General features: G+C 69.6%; 17 protein-coding genes and 1 pseudogene. 7 read left to right on the top strand and 11 right to left on the bottom strand.

Annotated features, from left to right (window positions below):
- Positions 1-27: 27 nt before the first annotated feature.
- Positions 28-831 (bottom strand): annotated as a pseudogene (locus ACQEVG_RS34035) (glycoside hydrolase family 16 protein); the annotation flags it as partial.
- A 425-nt stretch (positions 832-1,256) separates the two neighbouring features.
- Positions 1,257-1,706 (bottom strand): SsgA family sporulation/cell division regulator, encoded by a 450-nt coding sequence (locus ACQEVG_RS34030; protein ID WP_432991056.1) that lies wholly within the window; start codon positions 1,704-1,706, stop codon positions 1,257-1,259.
- A gap of 131 nt (positions 1,707-1,837) precedes the next feature.
- Between ACQEVG_RS34030 and ACQEVG_RS34025 the strand changes: the two genes are divergently transcribed.
- The 4 genes from ACQEVG_RS34025 (at position 1,838) to ACQEVG_RS34010 (ending at position 5,660) form a co-directional block, all read left to right on the top strand.
- Positions 1,838-3,229, top strand: a complete 1,392-nt coding sequence (locus tag ACQEVG_RS34025) for a hypothetical protein (RefSeq protein WP_432991054.1) — start codon at positions 1,838-1,840, stop codon at positions 3,227-3,229.
- 53 nt (positions 3,230-3,282) lie between these two features.
- Entirely contained in the window at positions 3,283-4,560 is a 1,278-nt protein-coding gene (locus ACQEVG_RS34020; protein WP_432993096.1) for an MFS transporter, read from the top strand.
- A gap of 73 nt (positions 4,561-4,633) precedes the next feature.
- Positions 4,634-5,422, top strand: coding sequence for a GntR family transcriptional regulator (locus ACQEVG_RS34015; RefSeq protein WP_432991052.1), 789 nt, complete (start codon positions 4,634-4,636; stop codon positions 5,420-5,422).
- A 25-nt stretch (positions 5,423-5,447) separates the two neighbouring features.
- Positions 5,448-5,660, top strand: a complete 213-nt coding sequence (locus ACQEVG_RS34010) for a dodecin (RefSeq protein WP_432991050.1) — start codon at positions 5,448-5,450, stop codon at positions 5,658-5,660.
- Positions 5,661-5,693: 33 nt separating this feature from the next.
- Here the strand turns inward: ACQEVG_RS34010 and ACQEVG_RS34005 are convergent, their stop codons facing one another.
- Positions 5,694-6,227, bottom strand: coding sequence for an LNS2 domain-containing protein (locus tag ACQEVG_RS34005; protein ID WP_432991048.1), 534 nt, complete (start codon positions 6,225-6,227; stop codon positions 5,694-5,696).
- 2 nt (positions 6,228-6,229) lie between these two features.
- On the opposite strand from ACQEVG_RS34005, the gene ACQEVG_RS34000 reads away from it, so the two are divergent.
- Entirely contained in the window at positions 6,230-7,288 is a 1,059-nt protein-coding gene (locus tag ACQEVG_RS34000) for an MsnO8 family LLM class oxidoreductase (RefSeq protein ID WP_432991046.1), read from the top strand.
- A 178-nt stretch (positions 7,289-7,466) separates the two neighbouring features.
- On the opposite strand, the gene melC2 is transcribed toward ACQEVG_RS34000, so the two are convergent.
- The 5 genes from melC2 to ACQEVG_RS33975 all read right to left on the bottom strand — a co-directional run bounded on the left by melC2 (position 7,467) and on the right by ACQEVG_RS33975 (position 12,430).
- Positions 7,467-8,294: a tyrosinase MelC2 gene (gene melC2, locus ACQEVG_RS33995; RefSeq protein WP_432991044.1), complete on the bottom strand. Its 828-nt coding sequence runs from the start codon at positions 8,292-8,294 to the stop codon at positions 7,467-7,469.
- 15 nt (positions 8,295-8,309) lie between these two features.
- Positions 8,310-8,705 carry an apotyrosinase chaperone MelC1 gene (gene melC1, locus ACQEVG_RS33990; RefSeq protein ID WP_432991042.1) on the bottom strand — a complete coding sequence of 132 codons (396 nt, stop codon included), beginning with the start codon at positions 8,703-8,705 and terminating at the stop codon, positions 8,310-8,312.
- 302 nt (positions 8,706-9,007) lie between these two features.
- The gene (locus ACQEVG_RS33985) at positions 9,008-9,754 is read right to left on the bottom strand and encodes a succinate dehydrogenase/fumarate reductase iron-sulfur subunit (RefSeq protein WP_432991040.1); all 747 of its coding nucleotides are present in this window, start codon (positions 9,752-9,754) and stop codon (positions 9,008-9,010) included.
- Positions 9,751-11,697 (bottom strand): fumarate reductase/succinate dehydrogenase flavoprotein subunit, encoded by a 1,947-nt coding sequence (locus tag ACQEVG_RS33980; RefSeq protein ID WP_432991037.1) that lies wholly within the window; start codon positions 11,695-11,697, stop codon positions 9,751-9,753. The genes ACQEVG_RS33985 and ACQEVG_RS33980 overlap by 4 nt, the downstream gene beginning before the upstream one ends.
- Before the next feature lies 1 nt (position 11,698).
- Positions 11,699-12,430, bottom strand: a complete 732-nt coding sequence (locus ACQEVG_RS33975; RefSeq protein ID WP_432991035.1) for a succinate dehydrogenase cytochrome b subunit — start codon at positions 12,428-12,430, stop codon at positions 11,699-11,701.
- 84 nt (positions 12,431-12,514) lie between these two features.
- Between ACQEVG_RS33975 and ACQEVG_RS33970 the strand changes: the two genes are divergently transcribed.
- On the top strand, positions 12,515-13,405 hold the full coding sequence (locus tag ACQEVG_RS33970) for a LysR family transcriptional regulator (protein WP_432991032.1): 891 nt from the start codon (positions 12,515-12,517) through the stop codon (positions 13,403-13,405).
- Between the two features lie 82 nt (positions 13,406-13,487).
- Here ACQEVG_RS33970 and ACQEVG_RS33965 read toward each other — a convergent pair whose 3' ends face one another.
- From ACQEVG_RS33965 to ACQEVG_RS33955, 3 genes are all read right to left on the bottom strand, one after another.
- Positions 13,488-15,653, bottom strand: coding sequence for a putative bifunctional diguanylate cyclase/phosphodiesterase (locus tag ACQEVG_RS33965; protein WP_432991030.1), 2,166 nt, complete (start codon positions 15,651-15,653; stop codon positions 13,488-13,490).
- Positions 15,653-16,465 carry an SAM-dependent methyltransferase gene (locus ACQEVG_RS33960; RefSeq protein ID WP_432993093.1) on the bottom strand — a complete coding sequence of 271 codons (813 nt, stop codon included), beginning with the start codon at positions 16,463-16,465 and terminating at the stop codon, positions 15,653-15,655. Before ACQEVG_RS33960 ends, ACQEVG_RS33965 begins: the two co-directional genes overlap by 1 nt.
- A 219-nt stretch (positions 16,466-16,684) precedes the next feature.
- A complete protein-coding gene (locus tag ACQEVG_RS33955; protein WP_432991028.1) occupies positions 16,685-17,677 on the bottom strand; it encodes an SCO0930 family lipoprotein in 993 nt (330 codons plus the stop codon).
- Between the two features lie 585 nt (positions 17,678-18,262).
- Here ACQEVG_RS33955 and ACQEVG_RS33950 point away from each other — a divergent pair.
- Positions 18,263-18,778: a hypothetical protein gene (locus ACQEVG_RS33950; protein WP_432991026.1), complete on the top strand. Its 516-nt coding sequence runs from the start codon at positions 18,263-18,265 to the stop codon at positions 18,776-18,778.
- The last annotated feature ends 63 nt before the right edge of the window (positions 18,779-18,841 follow it).

The following is an 18,841-nucleotide window of genomic DNA, read 5'->3' as shown; positions in this document are numbered from 1 at the left end:
GCCCGGCATCCGCCCATCGGCGCAGGGTCACCGGCCGCCCGGCACCGTGTCCTCGAAGCGCGTCCCGGCCGCCCGACAGGCGGCGACCTTGGCGCTGACCTGCGCGGGCGTCAGCACCTTGTCCTTCACATGCAGGACGTAGTCGACCTTCTGGTGGTACGCACGCGCCGTGGTGCTGCTCTGTCCCGCCAGGTCGATCAGCCACTGGTTGAAGTTGATGGACATGGGCCGCTCGGGCAGATAGCGGGCGCCATGCCGGCCGAACCGCCGGCCGTCGATGTAGTACGTGATGTTGCTGTTGTCGATGGTGACGACGAGGTCGTGCCAGCCGGCATAGCTCGCCCGGACCTCGGAGTGCTGGTTGACCGCCTCCCAGGGGTCGGGCCGGTAGGTCTCCCACGAGGTGGTGTAGAGGATGTTGGCCGGCTCACCCCAGCCGCCGTTGGGGAGATACTCGAAGTCGTACTCGGCGTAGTCGTCCGCCATCGGGGCCGTGAGGTCGTTGATGGTGAAGAACGCCTGGACGAGGTGGTCGCCGTCGGGTCCCGACGTGGGCGCGTCGGAGAACTTCACCCTGGCCGCGTAGGTGCCGTTCTTGAACTTCATGGCCTTGGTGAGGACTTCGGTCTGCTTGGTGGACTCGCCGGTGCCCGCCGTGGAGGTCTCGAGGTTCATGACCGAGTTGGTCCCCTCCTCGGCGAAGGTGACGTTCTCCGGGGCCCAGGTCGCACCGGGCACACCGGGGCCGCCGGAGTTGGAGCGCACGTTCCAGCCGTGGGCCCCGATCGCCGGGTCGGTGTACGAGGTGTAGTTGAAGTCGTCGAAGAGCGTGGCCGCGTCGGCGACCTGCTCCGGGGCGGCAGCGGCGGGCAGCGCGGTCAACGCCGCGCAGCCGAGGCCCGCCACCGCTGTGGCGGCGATGGCGACGCGAATGCGCAGGGGGCTGTGACTCATGGGGGGTTTCCTCTCCGGCCCGGGGAAGGCGAGGTTCCAGTCCATACCGCGGACGGCCGTGCCGGACACGGAGGCAGGGCCGCACCAGCTGCCGGATCGTCTGACTCGTCACTGGGCCACCTCGAAAGAGAGCTGACCAATTGGTTAACTGACCAGTGTGACTAGAAGGTGGCATGGACCAATGTCGTCGTCAAGGGCCTTGAAATCATGGGCGGTTAAGGAACCGCCGAGCTTGGACACTGGTCAGAATACTGTTTACCACCTGACCAGTTGGCGAGGTCAACGACGATCTCGGGGCACTCTCAGCCCGGCAGTGACGGAGGCAACGCGCTGGCGTCGACGGGGGGTTGAAGCACCTCCGCTCCCGGCGGGACCAGGCGCAGCGTGCGCTCCGTCCATGCCGAGACGGCCAGAGCGGGGGCCTGCAGCAGTGCGTTCCCTTCGGGGGCGGCCAGCAGCAGATAGACGAAGTCGCAGGTACGGGGTGTCCTGCCCGGCCAGATCCTGACGTCGCCCTCCCCCGTCGGATGGAAGAGCCCTTCGATGAGCAGATCACGGGCGAAGCACCAGTCGACGGGGTCGTCGGTGTCGGTGTGGAAGGCGAGATGGACGGCGTACGGATCCTCGGTCCGGTAGACCAGCCGCGCGGCCACAGGAACGGTTCGCCCGGCCTCCAGGACGAACTGGCAGACCACTTCACGCTCGACCGTCCGGTGCCCGCCGCTTCTCGGCCGACGCCCTCGCTGCGGCACGGACGCTCTCCTCACCCCTGAGTGTGCTCTCTGACGGAAAGTGAACGAAACAGCGCGGGGGCGTGGGTAGGGTCCGTGATCCATGGGTTCGCTTATGCCGCTTAAACACGCTGAAGGGGCGACCGGGCCGGATGACCGAGGGCAATGAGCAGCTGAGACGGGCTGTCACGGAGTCCGGGTACTCCTATGCCCAACTGGCCAGGGAGATAAGGATGGTTGCCGCGCGGAGCGGGACGAGGCTGCGTACCAACTCGTCCGCCGTCGCGCACTGGGTCGCAGGCACCCAGCCCCAGCCGAACGCGGCCGGCGTTGTGGCCGAGATCCTGTCCCGGAGACTGGGACGAGTCGTCACGCCAGAACAACTCGGTCTGACACGCGCGCCGGAGACGGACGGTCAGCGTCTCGGTCTCGACATGGCACAGGATCCGGTCGACGCGTTCACCCTGCTGGGACGGGGCGACATCGAGCGCAGCGACTGGATCGGCTCGGCCGCCTACTCCGTCCCCGCCGCCGCGCTTCCCGCCGCCGCGCTTCCCGTGGCCGCGGCCACCGTGCCGCGGCCGCGCGACCCCGCCGCCGTCCGGTTCCCGGGCACCGCGGGCGCGGGCGAGATCCAGGCGGTGCGGGAAATGACCACGCTGTTCACCGCCATCGACGAACGGCACGGAGGACAGCACGGCCGCTCCGCCGTCGTGCAGTATCTGGTCTCGGACGTGGCCACTCTGTGCCGTGCGCGCTTCCGCACCGAGGCACACAAGCTGCAGATGCTCTCGGCCGCCGCATGCGTGGCGTACCTGGCCGGGTGGAAGGCGTACGACGCGGGCGAGGCGGGGCTCGCCCAGCGCTACTACCTCCAGGCCTTCAAGCTCACCCGGGAAGCCGGCAACGATCTGCACACGGCGTTCATTCTGCGTGTCCTGGCCCACCACGGCATGGAGACGGGGCGCGGCGAGCACACACTGGACCTCATCGACACGGCCCTGCACCTGGTGACGGGACGCACCGACCCGGCCTCCGAATCGCTGTACGTCGTCACCCGTGCGCGCGCCCTCGCCATGGCCGGCCGAGGGAGGGAGGCGATCGCCGAAGCAGCCCGCGCTGCCCGGCTGGTGGCCGGGGCCGACCAGCAGGAGATGCCGTTCTGGGCCGCGCTGTGGGGACCGGCCAATGCATGCGTAGGCACCCACACGGCCAAGACCGCTGAGCTGCTCGGCGACTTCGGCATCGCCGAGCGCCACTTCTCCCAGGCCGTCTGGAACAGCTCGGACTCCAAGCACCAGCGCATCACCGCGCTGAGCATCGCGCATGCGGGATCCATGCAGTGCCGGCAAGGACATGTGGAGCGGGCCTGCGCCACCTGGGGCGAGGCACTGGAGCTCATGGACGGCATGCGTTCCGCGCGCATCACACGAGCCGTGCGGAACATGCGCCGAGACCTTGCGCCCTTCACGCGGCGCAGATCCCACGCAGCGGTGGAATTCGACGAACGTGCCCGACTGTGGCTGGCAGGAGACCACGCGTGACGCATTCGAGCGAGCACCACGTCAAGGGCACGGCACCGGCACCGCATCCCTCGATGGCGCGCGTCGCCGCGGCCGGTTCAGTCGGCACCGTCATCGAGTACTACGACTTCTTCATCTACGGGAGCGCCGCGGCCCTCGTCTTCGGACCGGTCTACTTCCCGAACTTCTCGCCCACCGCCGGCACACTGGCCGCGTTCGCCACCTTCGCCACCGGGTTCCTCGCCCGCCCCGTGGGCTCCCTGCTCTTCGGACACATCGGCGACCGGCACGGGCGCCGCACGGTCCTGCTCATTTCCGTTCTCACCACCGGACTCGCGACCGTCTTCATCGGCCTGCTGCCCGGTTACGCAACCCTCGGCATAACGGCCCCCCTCCTGCTGACGCTGCTGCGTATCGTCCAGGGCCTTGGCCTGGGCGGTGAGTGGAGCGCGGCCGTACTCCTGGCTTCCGAGCACGCACCGCCCGGGCGCCGCGGCCTGTGGGCCGGTTTCCCGCAGACCGGACCCACCGTCGGCTTCGTGCTCGCCAACGGCGTGATGCTTTCCATGACCGCGACGCTGACGAACGAGCAGTTCCGCGCGTGGGGCTGGCGGGTCCCCTTCCTCTGTGCGGGCGCGCTGACTCTCGTCGGCTACATCCTGCGCTCGAAGGTCGACGAGACACCGGCCTTCCTCGACCTCACCGCTCGCCGCATTCTGGTCCGGGCGCCCCTGGCCCCGCTGATGCGCCACCACTGGCGGCGCGTGCTGCTGGTGGCCGGTGCCGTCACCGCCGCCTACGCCGTCAACTACGCGGCCACCACCTGGGCCCTGTCCCAGGCCACCGGGCCCCTCGACCTGGACCCGACCGACATGCTGCTCTGCCTGATGGGGGCGATGGCGGTGATGGGGGTTGCCACCCCGCTGGCCGCGGTACTGGGCGACCGGTACGGGCGGCGCACGCTCAGCCTGCTGGGATGCGGCGCGATGGCGCTGGGCATCGTGCCGTATCTGGCGATGCTGCAGACCGGGCGGGTGGGGATGATCCTCGTGGGCACCTCGATGATTCTGCTCGCCGTGATCACGATGCTCGGGGTGCAGGGCGCCTACATTCCCGAGCTGTTCGAGCCGCAACTGCGCTGTACCGGCACCGCCTTCGCCTACAACATCGGAGCAGTACTGGGCGGCGCGCTCACCCCGCTGGTCGCGACCCGGCTCACCACGACAGCCACCGGACTGCCGTGGCCGGTCGCCTTCTATCTGCTGGCCCTGTGTGCGCTGAGCACCCTCTGCTTCGTGCTGCTGCCTGACACCCAGGCCGCACCGGAACCCGGCCGGCTCGCTCAGCGCTGACCTGGGGACAAAGGAACCTCGCCGGGCGGCAGCCCGTATCCTCTGGGGCCAATGGCTCAGGGGGAGGACCAAGATGGACGACGACCGGTCTCCTGGAACGGCGCTCAAGCGGGATCGGGTCCGCGCTTATCTGCTCGCCCTGGTCGAGGAGCGCCGTCCCGGCGACGCCATACCTTCCGAGCGCACGCTCAGCGCCGAACTGGGCGTCTCCCGGCCGACCCTGCGCGCGGCCGTCGACGAACTCGTCGCCACCGGACGGCTCGTACGCGAACACGGCCGCGGCATGTTCGTCGCCCCCGCCAAAGTCACCCAGGAACTGATCGCCGGGAGCCATCCGGCCGCGGCCCCGCCGGCTCCCGGCGCCTGGACGAGCCGGGTTCTCGAGTTCCGTACCGTCACCGCCGGCGCCCGCATCGGCCGTCGGCTGAAGGTCTCGCCCGCCGCCCAGCTGGTGCATGCGGCACGGCTGCGGTTCGTCGACGGCACGCCCATCGCGCTGGAGTATCTCCACATCCCCGCCGAGCTGGTGCCCTCACTCACCCCGGAGCAGCTGGAGGCGGGTTTCTACCTGCATCTGCGCGAGGCGCGCAAGGTGGTGATCGCCCAGGCGGTGCAGTCGATCGAGCCGACCGTGCTGAGCGAGGACGAGGCCGGGTTGCTCGGTGTGCCGGTCCTTTCCCCCGCTCTGCTGTTCGACCGCGTCACCTGTGACGGCGCCGGCCGGCCCGTGGAGTACGTGCGGTCCCTGTACCGCGGCGACCGGTACCGCATCGTCTCCCGGCTGGCGCTCGGGCCCGCCTCCGACGACCGTCCCGCCCCCGACGCCTCGCGCGCCGCGTCCTGGTGGGGCACGGTGGAGTGAACGCACTGAGAGGAGCGCGGCACACATGACGAATCACACCTACCGGGTCACCGAGATCGTCGGCACCTCGCCGGACGGCATCGACCAGGCCATCCGCAACGGCATCAGCCGTGCGAACCAGACCCTCCGGGGACTCGACTGGTTCGAGATGACCGAGGTCCGCGGCCAGATCGTCGACGGGCACATCGAGCACTGGCAGGTCGGTATCAAGGTCGGGTTCCGCCTCGAGGAGGGCTGACCGGCCGACGGCGCCGGAGACCGGGGCGACGGATCAGGTGCGGCCCTCCCGCTCCTGCGCGGCCTTCATCGCCTCGGTCGCGGTCGCCCATGTGGCCCGTACGACCGGGAATCCGGCCCGCGCCGCCTCGTCGCACACCAACTCGTCGTCGTCCACCAGCATCCGGATCTCCCGGTCGCGGCCCAGCCGCCGCAGGACCTCCAGCTTGGTGGCGCGCGCGGGCCTGCGGTCGTCGTTGCGCCGCATGAACACCTTGCCGTTCGGCAGGCCCTGCTCGGCGAGCCACGCCAGGGTGTCCCGGCGGCACCGCTCCGGCCTGCCCGTGAGATACACGACCTCGCACTCCTCGGCCGCCTCCAGGCACATCCCGATGCCCTTCGCCAGCGGCGGGTCCTCGGGGGCCGCCGCGAAGAAGGCGTTCCAGTCGCGCGGCCTGCGCTCCAGGAAGTGCTGCCGGTGTCCCGAGTCGGCGAGCGTTCCGTCCAGATCGAATACGGCCAGTGGCCTGGTGTTTCGCGTCACGGCCCCAGCGTAGGGAATCCTCGCGCGGCGCAGGCGTTGAATCATGCGTGAGCGCATTGATCGAGTCGACCCGGATCTCCGTACTGGACCGATCCCGTGTCCGCGAAGGCCAGGACGGTCCACAGGCACTGCGCGACACGGTGCGGTTCGCTCAGGAGCTGGAGGCGCTCGGCTACCACCGCCTCTGGGTCTCGGAGCACCACAGCGTGCCCGGCGTGGCGGGTTCCGCGCCGACCGTCCTCGCGGCCGCCGTCGCCGCAGCGACGTCGACGATCCGGGTCGGCACGGGCGGCGTGATGCTGCCCAACCACCAACCGCTCGTCGTGGCCGAGCAGTTCGGGGTCCTGGAATCGCTCTTCCCCGGCCGGATCGACATGGGGCTCGGCCGCTCGGTGGGCTTCACGGACGGCATACGCAAGGCACTCGGCCGGGAGAAGCAGGACGCCGAGGACTTCGCCGGGCAGCTGACCGAGCTGCTCGGCTGGTTCGACGGCGGGCATTCCGCGCATCCGCAGGTACATGCGCGCCCCGCCGAGGGCCTGCGGGTCCCGCCGTATGTGCTCGCCGTCGGCGGGAGTGCGGCCATTGCCGCCGGGGCCGGTCTGCCGCTGGTGATCGGCGACCTCCGGGGCCGCGACCGGATGCTTTCGGCCATCGACCGCTACCGCCGGGGTTTCCGGCCGTCGGTCTGGTCCGAGGTGCCGTATGTCGTCGTGTCGGGCACGGTCGCGGTGGCAAGGACGCAGGAGGAGGCACGCCGCCTGCTGATGAGCGAGGCCTGGTCCATGGCGTACTCCCGCACGCACGGGGTGTTCCCGCCGCTCGCTCCGCCGGAGCGGATCGAGGCGCTGTCGATGACGGCCAAGGAGCGCGAGTTCTACGAGTCCGGGCTGAAGGGCCATATCGCGGGCACCGAGGAGCAGGTCACGGAGGCGCTGGAGGCGGTCGTCAAGGACAGCGGGGCCGACGAGGTGCTGGTCACCACGAGTACGTACGACCGTGGCGCGCTGCTGGACTCCTTCCGCCGGCTGGCGCACATCGCCGACCTTGCGGGCGCCACCGCGGTGCACAGCCGGAGCACCGGGCTGACCAGCGCGGACGTCTAGAATCGTCCGCCACCGGTCTGCATCCTGCCGATGTCGAGTTGCTGATGCGGCAGTTGCACGGACAGGCGGAGGTGGCGCGGGCGCCCCGGCGGAGGTGGCGCGGGCGGACGGCAGCCGCACCGCGCCGTATCTCCTCCGGTCCCTGACCCGAGGGAACGGAGTCCCGGCCGGACAGGACCTATGCCGCCGTGTCGAAGGTGTAGTGCGGCGTGTGGTCCAACATGTCCGCGGGTGTTACGTCGTTCCACGGGCGCATCGTGTCGTTGAGGTCCACGACATTGGCCGTGCCGGCGGCCGGGAGGTAGGGCGAGCCGGGGTGGCGCGCCTGCCAGTCGGCCCAGAGCTTGTCTATGAAGGCGTGATGCAGCCAGAACACCGGGTCGTTCGGGGAGACGCCGGTGGCCATCTGACCGCCGACCCAGACGTGCACCCGGTTGTGCAGATTGACGCCGCGCCAGCCCTCGAGGTGGTTGCGGAAGCTGTTCGACGCGCTGTTCCACGGCGGGGCGTCATAGGTCGTCATGGCGAGTACGGAGTCGACCTCGGCCCTGGTCGGCAGCTGCTGTCCGCCGGCGCCGAGGTCCCGGCGCAGAAAGCCGCGGCCGTCCACCCTGACGTTCACCGGCCACCTGCCGGAAGCGAAGGCGAACGGGCCTTCCATCACCTGGCCGTCCCTGCTGCGGCCGGTGCCGCCGAGGAAGTCGGGCGCCCACAGCGAGGATGCGGCGGTGCGGTCCGCGGTCCAGTCCCAGTACGGGAGCGCCACCGAAGGGTCGACGGCCTGGAGCGCCTGCTCGAACTGGATGAGGAATCGGCGGTGCCAGGGCAGGAAGGAAGGCGAACGGTGCCCGACGCGGTTCCCGTTGTCGGTGTCGCTCATGATGAAGCCGTTGTGGGTGGTGACGAAGGTGTCGTACTGCCCATTGCGCTTGAGCGCGATCAGCGCGTCGACGAAGCGCCGCTTCTCGGTGGCGGTGAGCTGGGCCTGGTTCTTGCGTACGGTCATGGCGGTGCTCCCGGATCAGACGACGGCGAGGGGGACGAGCTGGGCGCCCTGGAGTTCCCGTACGGCGGCGCGGGCCACGGCGCGGGGCGTGGCGAACGTCTCGTAGTGGTTGACGACGCTGATCCAGGTGCCGTCGGCGTTGCGCATGACGTGCAGTTCCTCGCCGTCTATGCGGACCGTGTAGCCGCCCCCGTGCCCGCCGTGGCCGCCGTGGCCTCCACCGTGTTCGTCGTGTCCGCCGCCCGGCGAAGGCGCGCCCTGTATACGACGGCCCTGGTAGACCTCGTCGAAGGACGCGGGATCGGCGGTGGACGCAGACCGCGCGGCAGCGGCGGCGGTGCCCGCTACGCCGAGAGCGGCGGCCGCTCCTGCGACCGCGCCCAGGGCGCGTCGGCGGGTGATTTCAGGCATGGCAAAACCCCCAGAGATTGCAGTGGTTCGGTCAGTCACCGGCGTGGTCGGTCGCCGTGACCTGGCCATGCCTACCGGTTGACCCGAGTCCCGCTGAAATCTCCGGGTATTGGTTGGCTACTAAGCGGACATGTCAAGATATGCAGTGCAGAGTTGAACAAAGTTGATCTTACTGTCCGCGCGCCCGCGCGCCACCAAAAGCGTAAATCCTCCGGCCAATGAGGCAGTTGTGTGAATAGTTTGTTGCCGGAGGCGGGGAAGCGTGGTCGGCCTCACACCGGAAAGCTGACCGGAACCCCGCCTCAGCGACGTGCCTTCCGGGTGGCCCGCAGCCACTCCTTGTTCATCGCCGCGATCGACGGCAGCGGGATGCCCTTCGGGCAGGCGGTGGCGCATTCGCCGGTCAGCGTGCAGCCGCCGAAGCCCTCCTCGTCCATCGTCGCGACCATGTCGAGCACCCGGCTCTCGCGCTCCGGTGCGCCCTGCGGCAGCACATTGAGGTGGTTGATCTTCGCCGAGGTGAACAGCATCGCCGAGCCGTTGGGGCAGGCCGCGACGCAGGCGCCGCAGCCGATGCACTCCGCGTGCTCGAAGGCGAAGTCGGCGTCCGGCTTCGGGACGGGCGTCGCGTGCGCCTCGGGAGCGGCACCGGTCGGGGCGCTGATGTAGCCACCCGCCTGGATGATCCGGTCGAAGGCGGACCGGTCCACGACGAGGTCCTTGACCACCGGGAAGGCGGCGGCCCGCCACGGCTCCACGTCGATGGTGTCGCCGTCGTTGAAGGAGCGCATATGGAGCTGGCAGGTGGTGGTGCGCTCCGGGCCGTGTGCGTCTCCGTTGATGACCAGGCTGCACGCGCCGCAGATGCCCTCGCGGCAGTCGTGGTCGAAGGCGACCGGATCCTCACCGCGCAGGATGAGCTCCTCGTTGAGGGTGTCGAGCATCTCCAGGAAGGACATGTCGCGGGAGATTCCGTCCACCTCGTAGGTGGACATGGCACCGTCGGCGTCGGCGTTCTTCTGCCGCCAGACGCGCAGGTTGAGCTTCATGCGTAGCTCCGCTGAGTGGGGTGTACGTACTCGAAGACAAGGTCTTCCTTGTGCAGGACGGGAGCCGACTGCGTACCCGCGAACTCCCAGGCGGCGGCGTACGAGAACTCCTCGTCCCGCCGGGCGGCCTCGCCGTCCGGGGTCTGGGACTCCTCGCGGAAGTGGCCGCCGCAGGACTCGGACCGGTGCAGCGCGTCGAGGCACATCAGCTCGGCGAGCTCCAGATAGTCGACGATGCGGTTCGCCTTCTCCAGCGACTGGTTGAACTCCTCACCGGTACCCGGCACCTTGATACGGCGCCAGAACTCCGCGCGGAGCTGCGGGATGCGGTCGAGCGCCTTGCGCAGGCCCTCGTCCGTGCGCGCCATGCCGCAGAACTCCCACATGAGCTCGCCGAGTTCGCGGTGGAAGGAGTCGGGCGTGCGGTCGCCGTTTACGGACAGGAGCAGGCTCAGCCGGTCCTCGGTCTCGGCGAGCACCTCGGCCACCGCCGGGTGCGAGGCATCCACCTGCTCGCCCATCGGGTTTCGCGCCAGGTAGTCGTTGATCGTGGACGGCAGCACGAAGTACCCGTCCGCCAGGCCCTGCATCAGCGCCGAGGCACCCAGCCGGTTCGCGCCGTGGTCCGAGAAGTTGGCCTCGCCGATGGCGAAGAGGCCCGGGACGGTCGTCTGCAGGTCGTAGTCGACCCAGAGTCCGCCCATCGTGTAATGCACGGCGGGATAGATCCGCATCGGCACCTCGTACGGATTCTCCGCGGTGATCCGCTCGTACATCTCGAAGAGGTTGCCGTACTTCTCCTCGACCGCGGCCCTGCCCATCCGGGAGATCGCGTCGGCGAAGTCCAGGTACACGCCCTGCCCGCCGGGGCCCACGCCGCGGCCCTCGTCGCACACGTTCTTCGCGGCGCGCGAGGCGATGTCGCGCGGGACGAGATTGCCGAAGGAGGGATAGATCCGCTCCAGGTAGTAGTCGCGCTCGTCCTCGGGGATCTCGCTCGGCGGCCGCGCGTCCCCGCGCGCCTTCGGCACCCAGATGCGTCCGTCGTTGCGAAGCGACTCGCTCATCAAGGTCAGCTTGGACTGGTGGTCTCCGGTGCGCGGGATGCAGGTGGGGTGGATCTGGGTGAAGCAAGGGTTGGCGAAGTAGGCGCCGCGCCGGTGGGCACGCCAGATGGCGGTGGCGTTGCTGTTCATGGCGTTCGTCGACAGGTAGAAGACATTGCCGTAGCCGCCCGTGGCCAGGACCACGGCGTCGGCGAAGTGCGTGGAAATCTCCCCGCTGATCAGATCGCGGGCGACGATGCCACGGGCCCGCCCGTCGACGACGATCAGATCGAGCATCTCGGTGCGGGCGTGCAGGGTCACCGTGCCCGCGGCGATCTGACGGGAGAGCGCCTGGTAGGCGCCGAGCAGCAGCTGCTGTCCCGTCTGGCCGCGGGCGTAGAAGGTCCGTGACACCTGGACGCCGCCGAAGGAACGGGTGTCGAGCAGTCCGCCGTACTCGCGGGCGAACGGCACGCCCTGGGCCACGCACTGGTCGATGATCTCCACCGAAATCTGGGCGAGCCGGTGGACGTTGGACTCACGGGCGCGGAAGTCGCCGCCCTTGACGGTGTCGTAGAACAGCCGGTGGATCGAGTCGCCGTCGTTGCGGTAGTTCTTCGCAGCGTTGATCCCGCCCTGGGCGGCGATGGAGTGCGCACGGCGCGGCGAGTCCTGGTAGCAGAACTGCTCGACGTGGTAGCCCTGTTCGGCCAGGGTGGCGCCCGCCGCGCCGCCCGCGAGTCCGGTGCCGACGACGATGACGGTGTGCTTGCGGCGGTTGGCCGGGTTGACCAGCCTGGCCTCGAAGCGTCGGCGGTCCCAGCGCTCGGCGATGGGCCCTTCGGGGGCCTTCGTGTCGGCGATCGGCGCGCCGGTCGCGTAGTGCTGGTGTCTCATGTCAGCTCACCACTTTGGTCATGACGGCGACGGGTACGGAGAGGAAGCCCGCGGTCAGTACGAACGCGAGGGCGTTGGCGACGTACTTGAGCACGCGGTCACGGCTGGCGTTGCCGACGCCCAGGGTCTGGGCGGCGCTCCAGAAGCCGTGCCGGATGTGCAGTCCGACGGCGAGCATCGCGACGATGTAGATGACATTGCCGTACCAGGTGGAGAAGGTCGCGACGACGTTCTCGTACGGATGGCCCGGCTGGGCGTTCTCGTTCACCGTCAGCGTGGTCAGGTCGAGCAGATGCCAGACGATGAACAGCGCCACGATGACACCGCCCCAGCGCATGGTGCGGGTGGCGTAGCTCGCGCGGCGCCGCTTGTGTACGTACCGGGTGGGCCTGGCTCGCAGGTCCCGCCTGCTCAGCTGGTACGCCGAGACGGCGTGCGCCACGACGGCGGCGAGCAGCACCACGCGGACGATCCACAGCCCCCATTCGTAGTGCAGGACCGGCTCGCCCATGGTGCGCAGCCAGTGGCCGTACCCGTTGAACTCCCCCGGTCCGAAGAAGACCTTGAGGTTGCCCATCACATGCGCGAGCAGATAGCCGAGCATGATCAGTCCGCTCACTGCCATGACCGTCTTCTTGCCGACCGTCGATCCCCAGAAGGTGCGCGTGGGGGACGGTTTTCGGTCCGAGGACCGATCCGGCGACTTTCGATCCGTCCGCGTTGCCAGAGCCATGCCAGGAACGCTAGGGCCGAAGGGCTCCAGAGGTCCAAGACATGATGTGGGTCAAGTCCATAGGCTTGGCCTATCATGGTTCCCATGCAGTTCCAGCAGCTTCTCTACTTCGTGGCGGTCGCCGAGACCCGGCACTTCACCCATGCGGCCGAGCGCGTCCATGTCTCCCAGCCCTCGCTCTCCCAGCAGATCCGGACGCTGGAGAAGGAGCTGGGAGCCGACCTGTTCAGCCGCGCCCGCGGCAATATCGCCCTGACCGACGCGGGCGAGGCGCTGCTCCCGCTGGCCCGCCGGATCCTCGCCGACGCCGATACCGCACGGCACGAGGTGCAGGAGCTGGTGCAGCTGCGCCGCGGCCGGGTCAGGCTCGGCGCGACACCGAGCCTGTGCACCGGTCTGCTGCCCGACGTACTGCGCGCCTTCCATCAGCTGCATCCCGGAGTCCAGCTGCTGATCGAGGAGAGCGGATCACACGATCTCGTACGGGAGCTGGCGCGGGGCGCCCTCGATCTGGCCCTGATCGTGCTGCCGCTGCCGCCCGCTTCACCCGCGCTGACCACCGTCGAACTGCTGCGGGAGGATCTGGTGGTGGTGTCCTCGGCCGCGGCGAAGGCCCCCGGGGGGCCGGTGCGGATCGCCGATCTGCGCGACGAGCCACTGGTGATGTTCCGGCACGGCTACGACCTGCGCGAGCTGACGGTCGGCGCCTGCCGGGCCGAGGGCTTCGAGCCGAGCTTCACCGTGGAGGGCGGCGAGATGGACGCGGTGCTCGGTTTCGTACGGGCGGGGCTGGGCGTCGCGGTGGTGCCCCGGATGGTCGCCGACCGGGCGGGGCGCGACCTGCGGACGACCGCCCTGGCCCCGCCGGGCCTGCGGCGCACGATCGCGCTCGCGCACCGCAGCGATGTGGCTCCGCCGCGGGCGGCGCGTGAGCTCCAGCGGGTGCTGCTCGCCTCACGCGGGGCCGTGCTCTGACTCCGGGGCTCCGCCCCGGAGCCCGCGTGCCGAAGGTCGCGTACGGGGTCCGGGGCGGACCGCCCGGTGCAAGCCCGGACCGCTACACCGCGTCCGCCAAGCTGAGGGCGTGCAGCTTGTCCGGCGGGCCCGGGCGGGCGTAGTACCAGCCCTGGGCCGTGTCGCAGCCCAGCTCCCGCAGCTGTTCCGCCTGGGCGCCGGTCTCCACCCCCTCGACCGTGACGGCCAGTTGCAAGCTGTGCGCGAGCGAGACGATGCCCTCGACGATCTTCAGATCGACGGGGTCGGCCGGATGCCGCTGCATGCCCTGGGTGAAGGAGCGGTCCAGCTTGAGAACGCTGACCGGCAGCCGGCGCAGATTGGCGAGGTTCGAGTAGCCCGTGCCGAAGTCGTCGAGTGCGATGTCCACGCCCATCTCGGCGAGTTGGCGCAGCGGCTTGAGCAGATCCTCGTCGGCGCCGATCAGCGCGGACTCGGTCACCTCGAGGCAGAGCGCACCCGGTGCGAGGCCGGAGCGCTCAAGGACGTCGACCGTCTCGGCCACCAGCCCGGGGTGGTGCAGCTGGGTGGGCGAGAGGTTGACATTGATCCGCAGGGGACCGCCGTCGGAGTGGCGTTCCTGCCAGTATCTCGCCTGGCGTACGGCCTCCTGGAGCACCCAGCGGCCCAGTGGCACGATCAGTCCGGTGTGCTCGGCAAGCGGAATGAACTGATCCGGTCCGAGTACGCCATGCTGCGGATGGCACCAGCGCACCAGCGCCTCGGCCCCGTGCACGCTGCCGTCGCCCAGGTGCACCAGCGGCTGGTACTCGATGAAGAACTCACCGCGCTCCAGGGCCGCCGGGAGCGCGGTGGTCAGTCCGTGCCGGGTGATGGCACGGGCGTCCGCCTCCGGGTCGGCCAGCTCGAAGCGGTTTCCGCCCGCGGACTTGGCCCGGTACATCGTGATGTCGGCGCTGCGCAGCACCTCGGCGGTCGTGCGCTCACCCGCCGGGCCCTCCACGATGCCGATGCTCCCGCGGACCGTGAACTCCCGGCCGTCGACGCTGATGGGCGACGCGAGCGCAGCGAGGATACGGGTCGCGAGATCGTCGACCTCCCGCTGGGTCTCGGGCCCGGTGGTCAGGGCGACGAACTCGTCGCCGCCGATGCGGGCCACCATCTCGCCCGGCGCGGTGGCGCAGCTCTGCAGCCGGTCCGCCACCTCCACCAGCAGCCGGTCCCCCGTCGCATGGCCGAGGCTGTCGTTGATCGCCTTGAATCCGTCGAGGTCGAGATAGCAGAGCCCGAAGCGTGAGCCCTCGCCGCCGGAGAGTGCCTTTTCCAGCCGCTCGAAGAACAGCGTCCGGTTGGGCAGCCCGGTCAGGGCGTCGTGCGTGGCCTCGTAGCGCAGCCGCAGATTGAGCAGCCGGCGCTCCGTAGTGTCCTCCATCAGCGCCAGCTGGTACTGCGGCCGGCCATCGGCGTCCCGCAGCAGAGAGACCGTCAGATTGGTCCAGAGCACGGTGCCGTCATTGCGGAAGAACGGCTTCTCCACCCGGAAGTGGTCGCGCTCGCCGCGCACCAGTTCACGGTAGAGCTGCCAGACATGGGGCCGGTCCTCGGGATGCGACCAGTCGGTCACCTTCCGGCCACGCACATGGTGCTCAAGGCCGCCGAACATCCGCGTCAGGGTCTCGTTGACCTCCAGCACATTGCCTTCGAGGTCGGCGATGCCGATGCCGATCGCGGCACCCTCGAACACCGCGCGGAAGCGGGCCTCGGTGGCGTGCAGCGCCTGCACGGCGTCGCTGCGGGCCAGCAGCGAGGAGCGGGCGATGGCCTCCTGCTCGGCCAGCGTGCGCTCGCGCAGCCCCTGCGCGAAGCCGGCAGCCAGCGCGTGCTGCAGCCGGGCACAACGGGCCCGGCTCTCCTCGGCCGTCGGCTCCGGATCACCGCTGCCGCAGTACAGCACCAGATACGCGTCGATGACGCCCAGCGTGCGGCTGAGCGCCTCCGCGTCGGTGCAGTGGGCCTGCACGAGGGCGGTTCCGATGCGATGGGCGGCCTGCGGCTCGAAGGGACGCGCATACAGCGCGGCGCTCAGCGTCCGGGCCATCGGCAGCAGATGCTCTTCGAGCTCGGGCCTGGTCAGCGAGGTGGCCGTCACCGGAAAGATCGCCCGGCTCCAGATCGTCGCGAATCTGCGGAGTCTGTCCTCCAGGCTGTCCGGGTCCACCGCGGAACCCGGCGCCTGCGACGGCGACATCACGCCTTGCGCCCCACCCCGGCGAAGCCCGAGAAGGCATATGGGTCTTCCTCCTCGGCGGGAGGCTCGGGCCGCCAGTGCGGCATGGGCACCAGCCCCGGCTCGACCATCTCGTACCCCTCGAAGAACCGCGCGATCTCCTCGCGCGAGCGCATGATCAGCGGGTTGCGTATGTTCCGGTAGACGCCGACGGCGCCGCCCGCCTGCTCCTCGGACACCGGGACTCCTTCGTACGAGGCGTGGGTGACGACGACGAGGCTGCCGGGGGCCAGCGCGTCCCGCAGCTCCGCCACGGCCGCCTGCGGGTCGTCCTCGTCCTCGACGAAGTGGAGCACGGCGACGAGGAGGAGCGCCACCGGCCGCTCCAGATCGAGCAGTCCGGTGACCTCGGGGCTGTCGAGTATCTGCCGGGGCTTTCGCAGGTCGGCGGAGACGACGGTTGCCTGCTCATTGCCGTCCAGTACGGCCCGGCTGTGCGCGACGGCGACCGGGTCGTGGTCGACGTAGACGATACGGGACTCCGCGCTCGCCCCGAGAGCCACTTCATGGACATTGCCGAAGGTCGGAATCCCGGAGCCGATGTCGAGGAACTGGGTGACGCCCTCGCTCACCGCATAATTCACGGCCCGGCGCATGAAGGCGCGGTTCGCCTGCATGATCTTGGGAAGGCCCGGCATGAACTCCATCGCCTTGCGCGCCGCTTCCCGGTCCACTTCGAAATTGTGCGAGCCGCCCAGGTAGTAGTCGTAAATGCGGGACACGCTCGGCACCGATATGTCAATGCCCTGCGGGGCCCAGGCGGGACGCTCCATCGATGTCTCCAACAAGTCGCCACGGGGGAGTTCGGCCATGTCCATGGCCAGTGTTCGAGCCGAGGCTACTGATCGCCCGCCAAGAGGGCGAGCCCAAACGGAAATTAGCGGTCCGTTCTTGGTCACATGCCGGCACTCGCCAGAGGCACATAACAACCGGCCCGCCATCACGCAGGGGGCGTGAGACGGGCCGGCCGGGCCGGAGGCGCAGCGTGGGGACTACTTGGGCGCTCCGACCAGCTTGCCCTGGGGAGAAACCGCGTACCAAGTGCCGCCAACGCCCTGGCCGTTGGTGTCACCGGGCTTGGCGTCGCCCGCGAAGGTGTAGATCGGCCAGCAGTCGAGGGACTGCTGCTTGATTCCGTCGGGACGGTTGAAGGTGACGAAGCCCTTCTTGATGATTCCCTCGGCGTCATTCTTGTCGACAGGGGCGACAACCGGCCACTTCTTGAGGCAATCGCCGGTGCAGGCCGACTTCATGGGCCAGGCGGAGTCCTTCTTGAACCGGTAGACGGTCATGCCGTTCTTGTCGACGATGATCTCGCCGAGCTTGGGGTCCTTGCGGACCGAGAGTCCCGCGAGGTCGGCCTGCTCGCCACCGGCCTCCTCGCCACCGTCGCCGTAGTCGGAGCCCGAGCCGGCGCCCTCTCCTTCACCGCCGGCCGCCTTCTTGCCGTCGGGGGCGGCGGCATACCAAGTGCCGCCCACGCCCTGGCCCTTGGCGTCACCGGGCTTGGCGTCCTGGGCGTAGCGGTACATCGGCCAGCCACCGATGGTGAGCTGCTTGGTGCCGTCGGCGCGGGTCACCTCGCCGATCAGCGATGCATCGGTGCCGGGCGCCGCCGAGGCGCCGCCCGCTGCCACGACGGGCCACTTCTTCGCGCACTCGCCTTCGCAATTCGACTTCGGCGGGCTGGCGGTGTCCTTGTCGAAACGGTAGAGAGTGAAGCCGGCGCTGTCGGTGACGACCTTGCCGAGTTCCTTGCTGTCCCAGACGGCCAGCTGTCCGGCCGGCTTCGCGGCCACACCCTGGGCGCTGGCCGCCCCGGCACCCGATCCGTAGCCGGAGCCATATCCGCTGTCCGCCGGGTTGGCCGCGCCGACCGCCTGACCATTGGGGGTCTCGTTGCCCTTCTCCTGACCGCACGCCGTCGTCAGCGCGAGTACGGCCGCCGCAGTCACCGCGAGCGAGGCGTTACGCCAGGTGTTCATTTCCACTCCCGTTGTCATCGAGCCTGTTGCGACGCCTGGGTGCGCCGTTCATGGCCCTAGGTACGGACACGGAGGCGCGATGTGTTCAACGCGCTGGAAAAATTCTTCTGGGTCGCGAACGCGAACCATCGAAATCCCCCTGCCACCAGGGAAATTCACCCCACGACAGAATGGCTGGATCTCATCCGCCCCACTGGCTACGCCAGTCACTCACGGCGCCGTGGGAGACGTACTCGCGACGTCGTGGGCGACCCACTCGTGGCGCGGTGGGGGACGTACTCGCGACGTCGTGGGACGCGGTCCGCACCGGCGGGTCACCCGTGCGGCCGAAGGCCGGCGGACGCACGGCCCCGGGCCGGCCGTCCCCGAGGCCGACAGCTCCCCCGTCCCCTTCTCACCGGCGGCGGACGTGACGTGGTGACGCGCCCCGCAGTCCGCCGCACGGGGGACACGGATACCCCATTCGCCGGACAGGGATCGCGGGGCGCAACCGACACTCTTAGCGTTTCGATCATCGAGGTGCATTCCCCGCCATTTGTGGAAATCGGTTCCGCAGCTGCCCCTCGGAGACCCGGAGGATTGACCATGCGCGCGATACGTGTCGCATCCGCCGCTCTGCTGGGAGTGGCCTCACTCGCCCTGACCGCCCCCACCGCGACGGCCGCCGACAACAAAGGGACCTCGCCCATCTTCACCATCACCCCCTCGACCGTCTCGCCGGGCGGGCGCGTCACGCTGTCCGCCAGCGGGTGCAACACCACGGCCACCGCCGCCTCCGGGGTCTTCGACACCGTCAACATCAGCCCCGGCAGCTCCGCCACCGCCACGGTCGACCTCGACGCCAGACCGGGCGCCCAGTACTCGGTCCAGTTCAACTGCCCCGGGCAGGGGACGGGCTCGTTCAATCTCACCATCACCGGTGGCAGGTCCACCCCCACCACCCGCTCCACCACCACGCCCCAGGGCGTCAGGGGCGGGCTCGGCGGCAGCGTCGGGAGGATGAACACCGGGGAGATCGTCGCCGGCTCCGCGCTGGTCGTGGCCGCGGCCACCGCCACCTTCTTCGTCGTACGCAGGCGCTCGCACAGCCGCCTGCACTGACTTGAACCGCCCGTAGCCCCGAGTCCTGACCCGGACTCGGGGCTACGGGCGGTTCCGGCCGAC

Origin of the sequence: Streptomyces sp. CA-135486, from assembly GCF_050936555.1 — a bacterium.
Lineage (GTDB): Bacteria > Actinomycetota > Actinomycetes > Streptomycetales > Streptomycetaceae > Streptomyces.
Note: the sequence above shows the minus strand (reverse complement) of the source record. Positions and strands in the feature narration are given on the sequence as shown.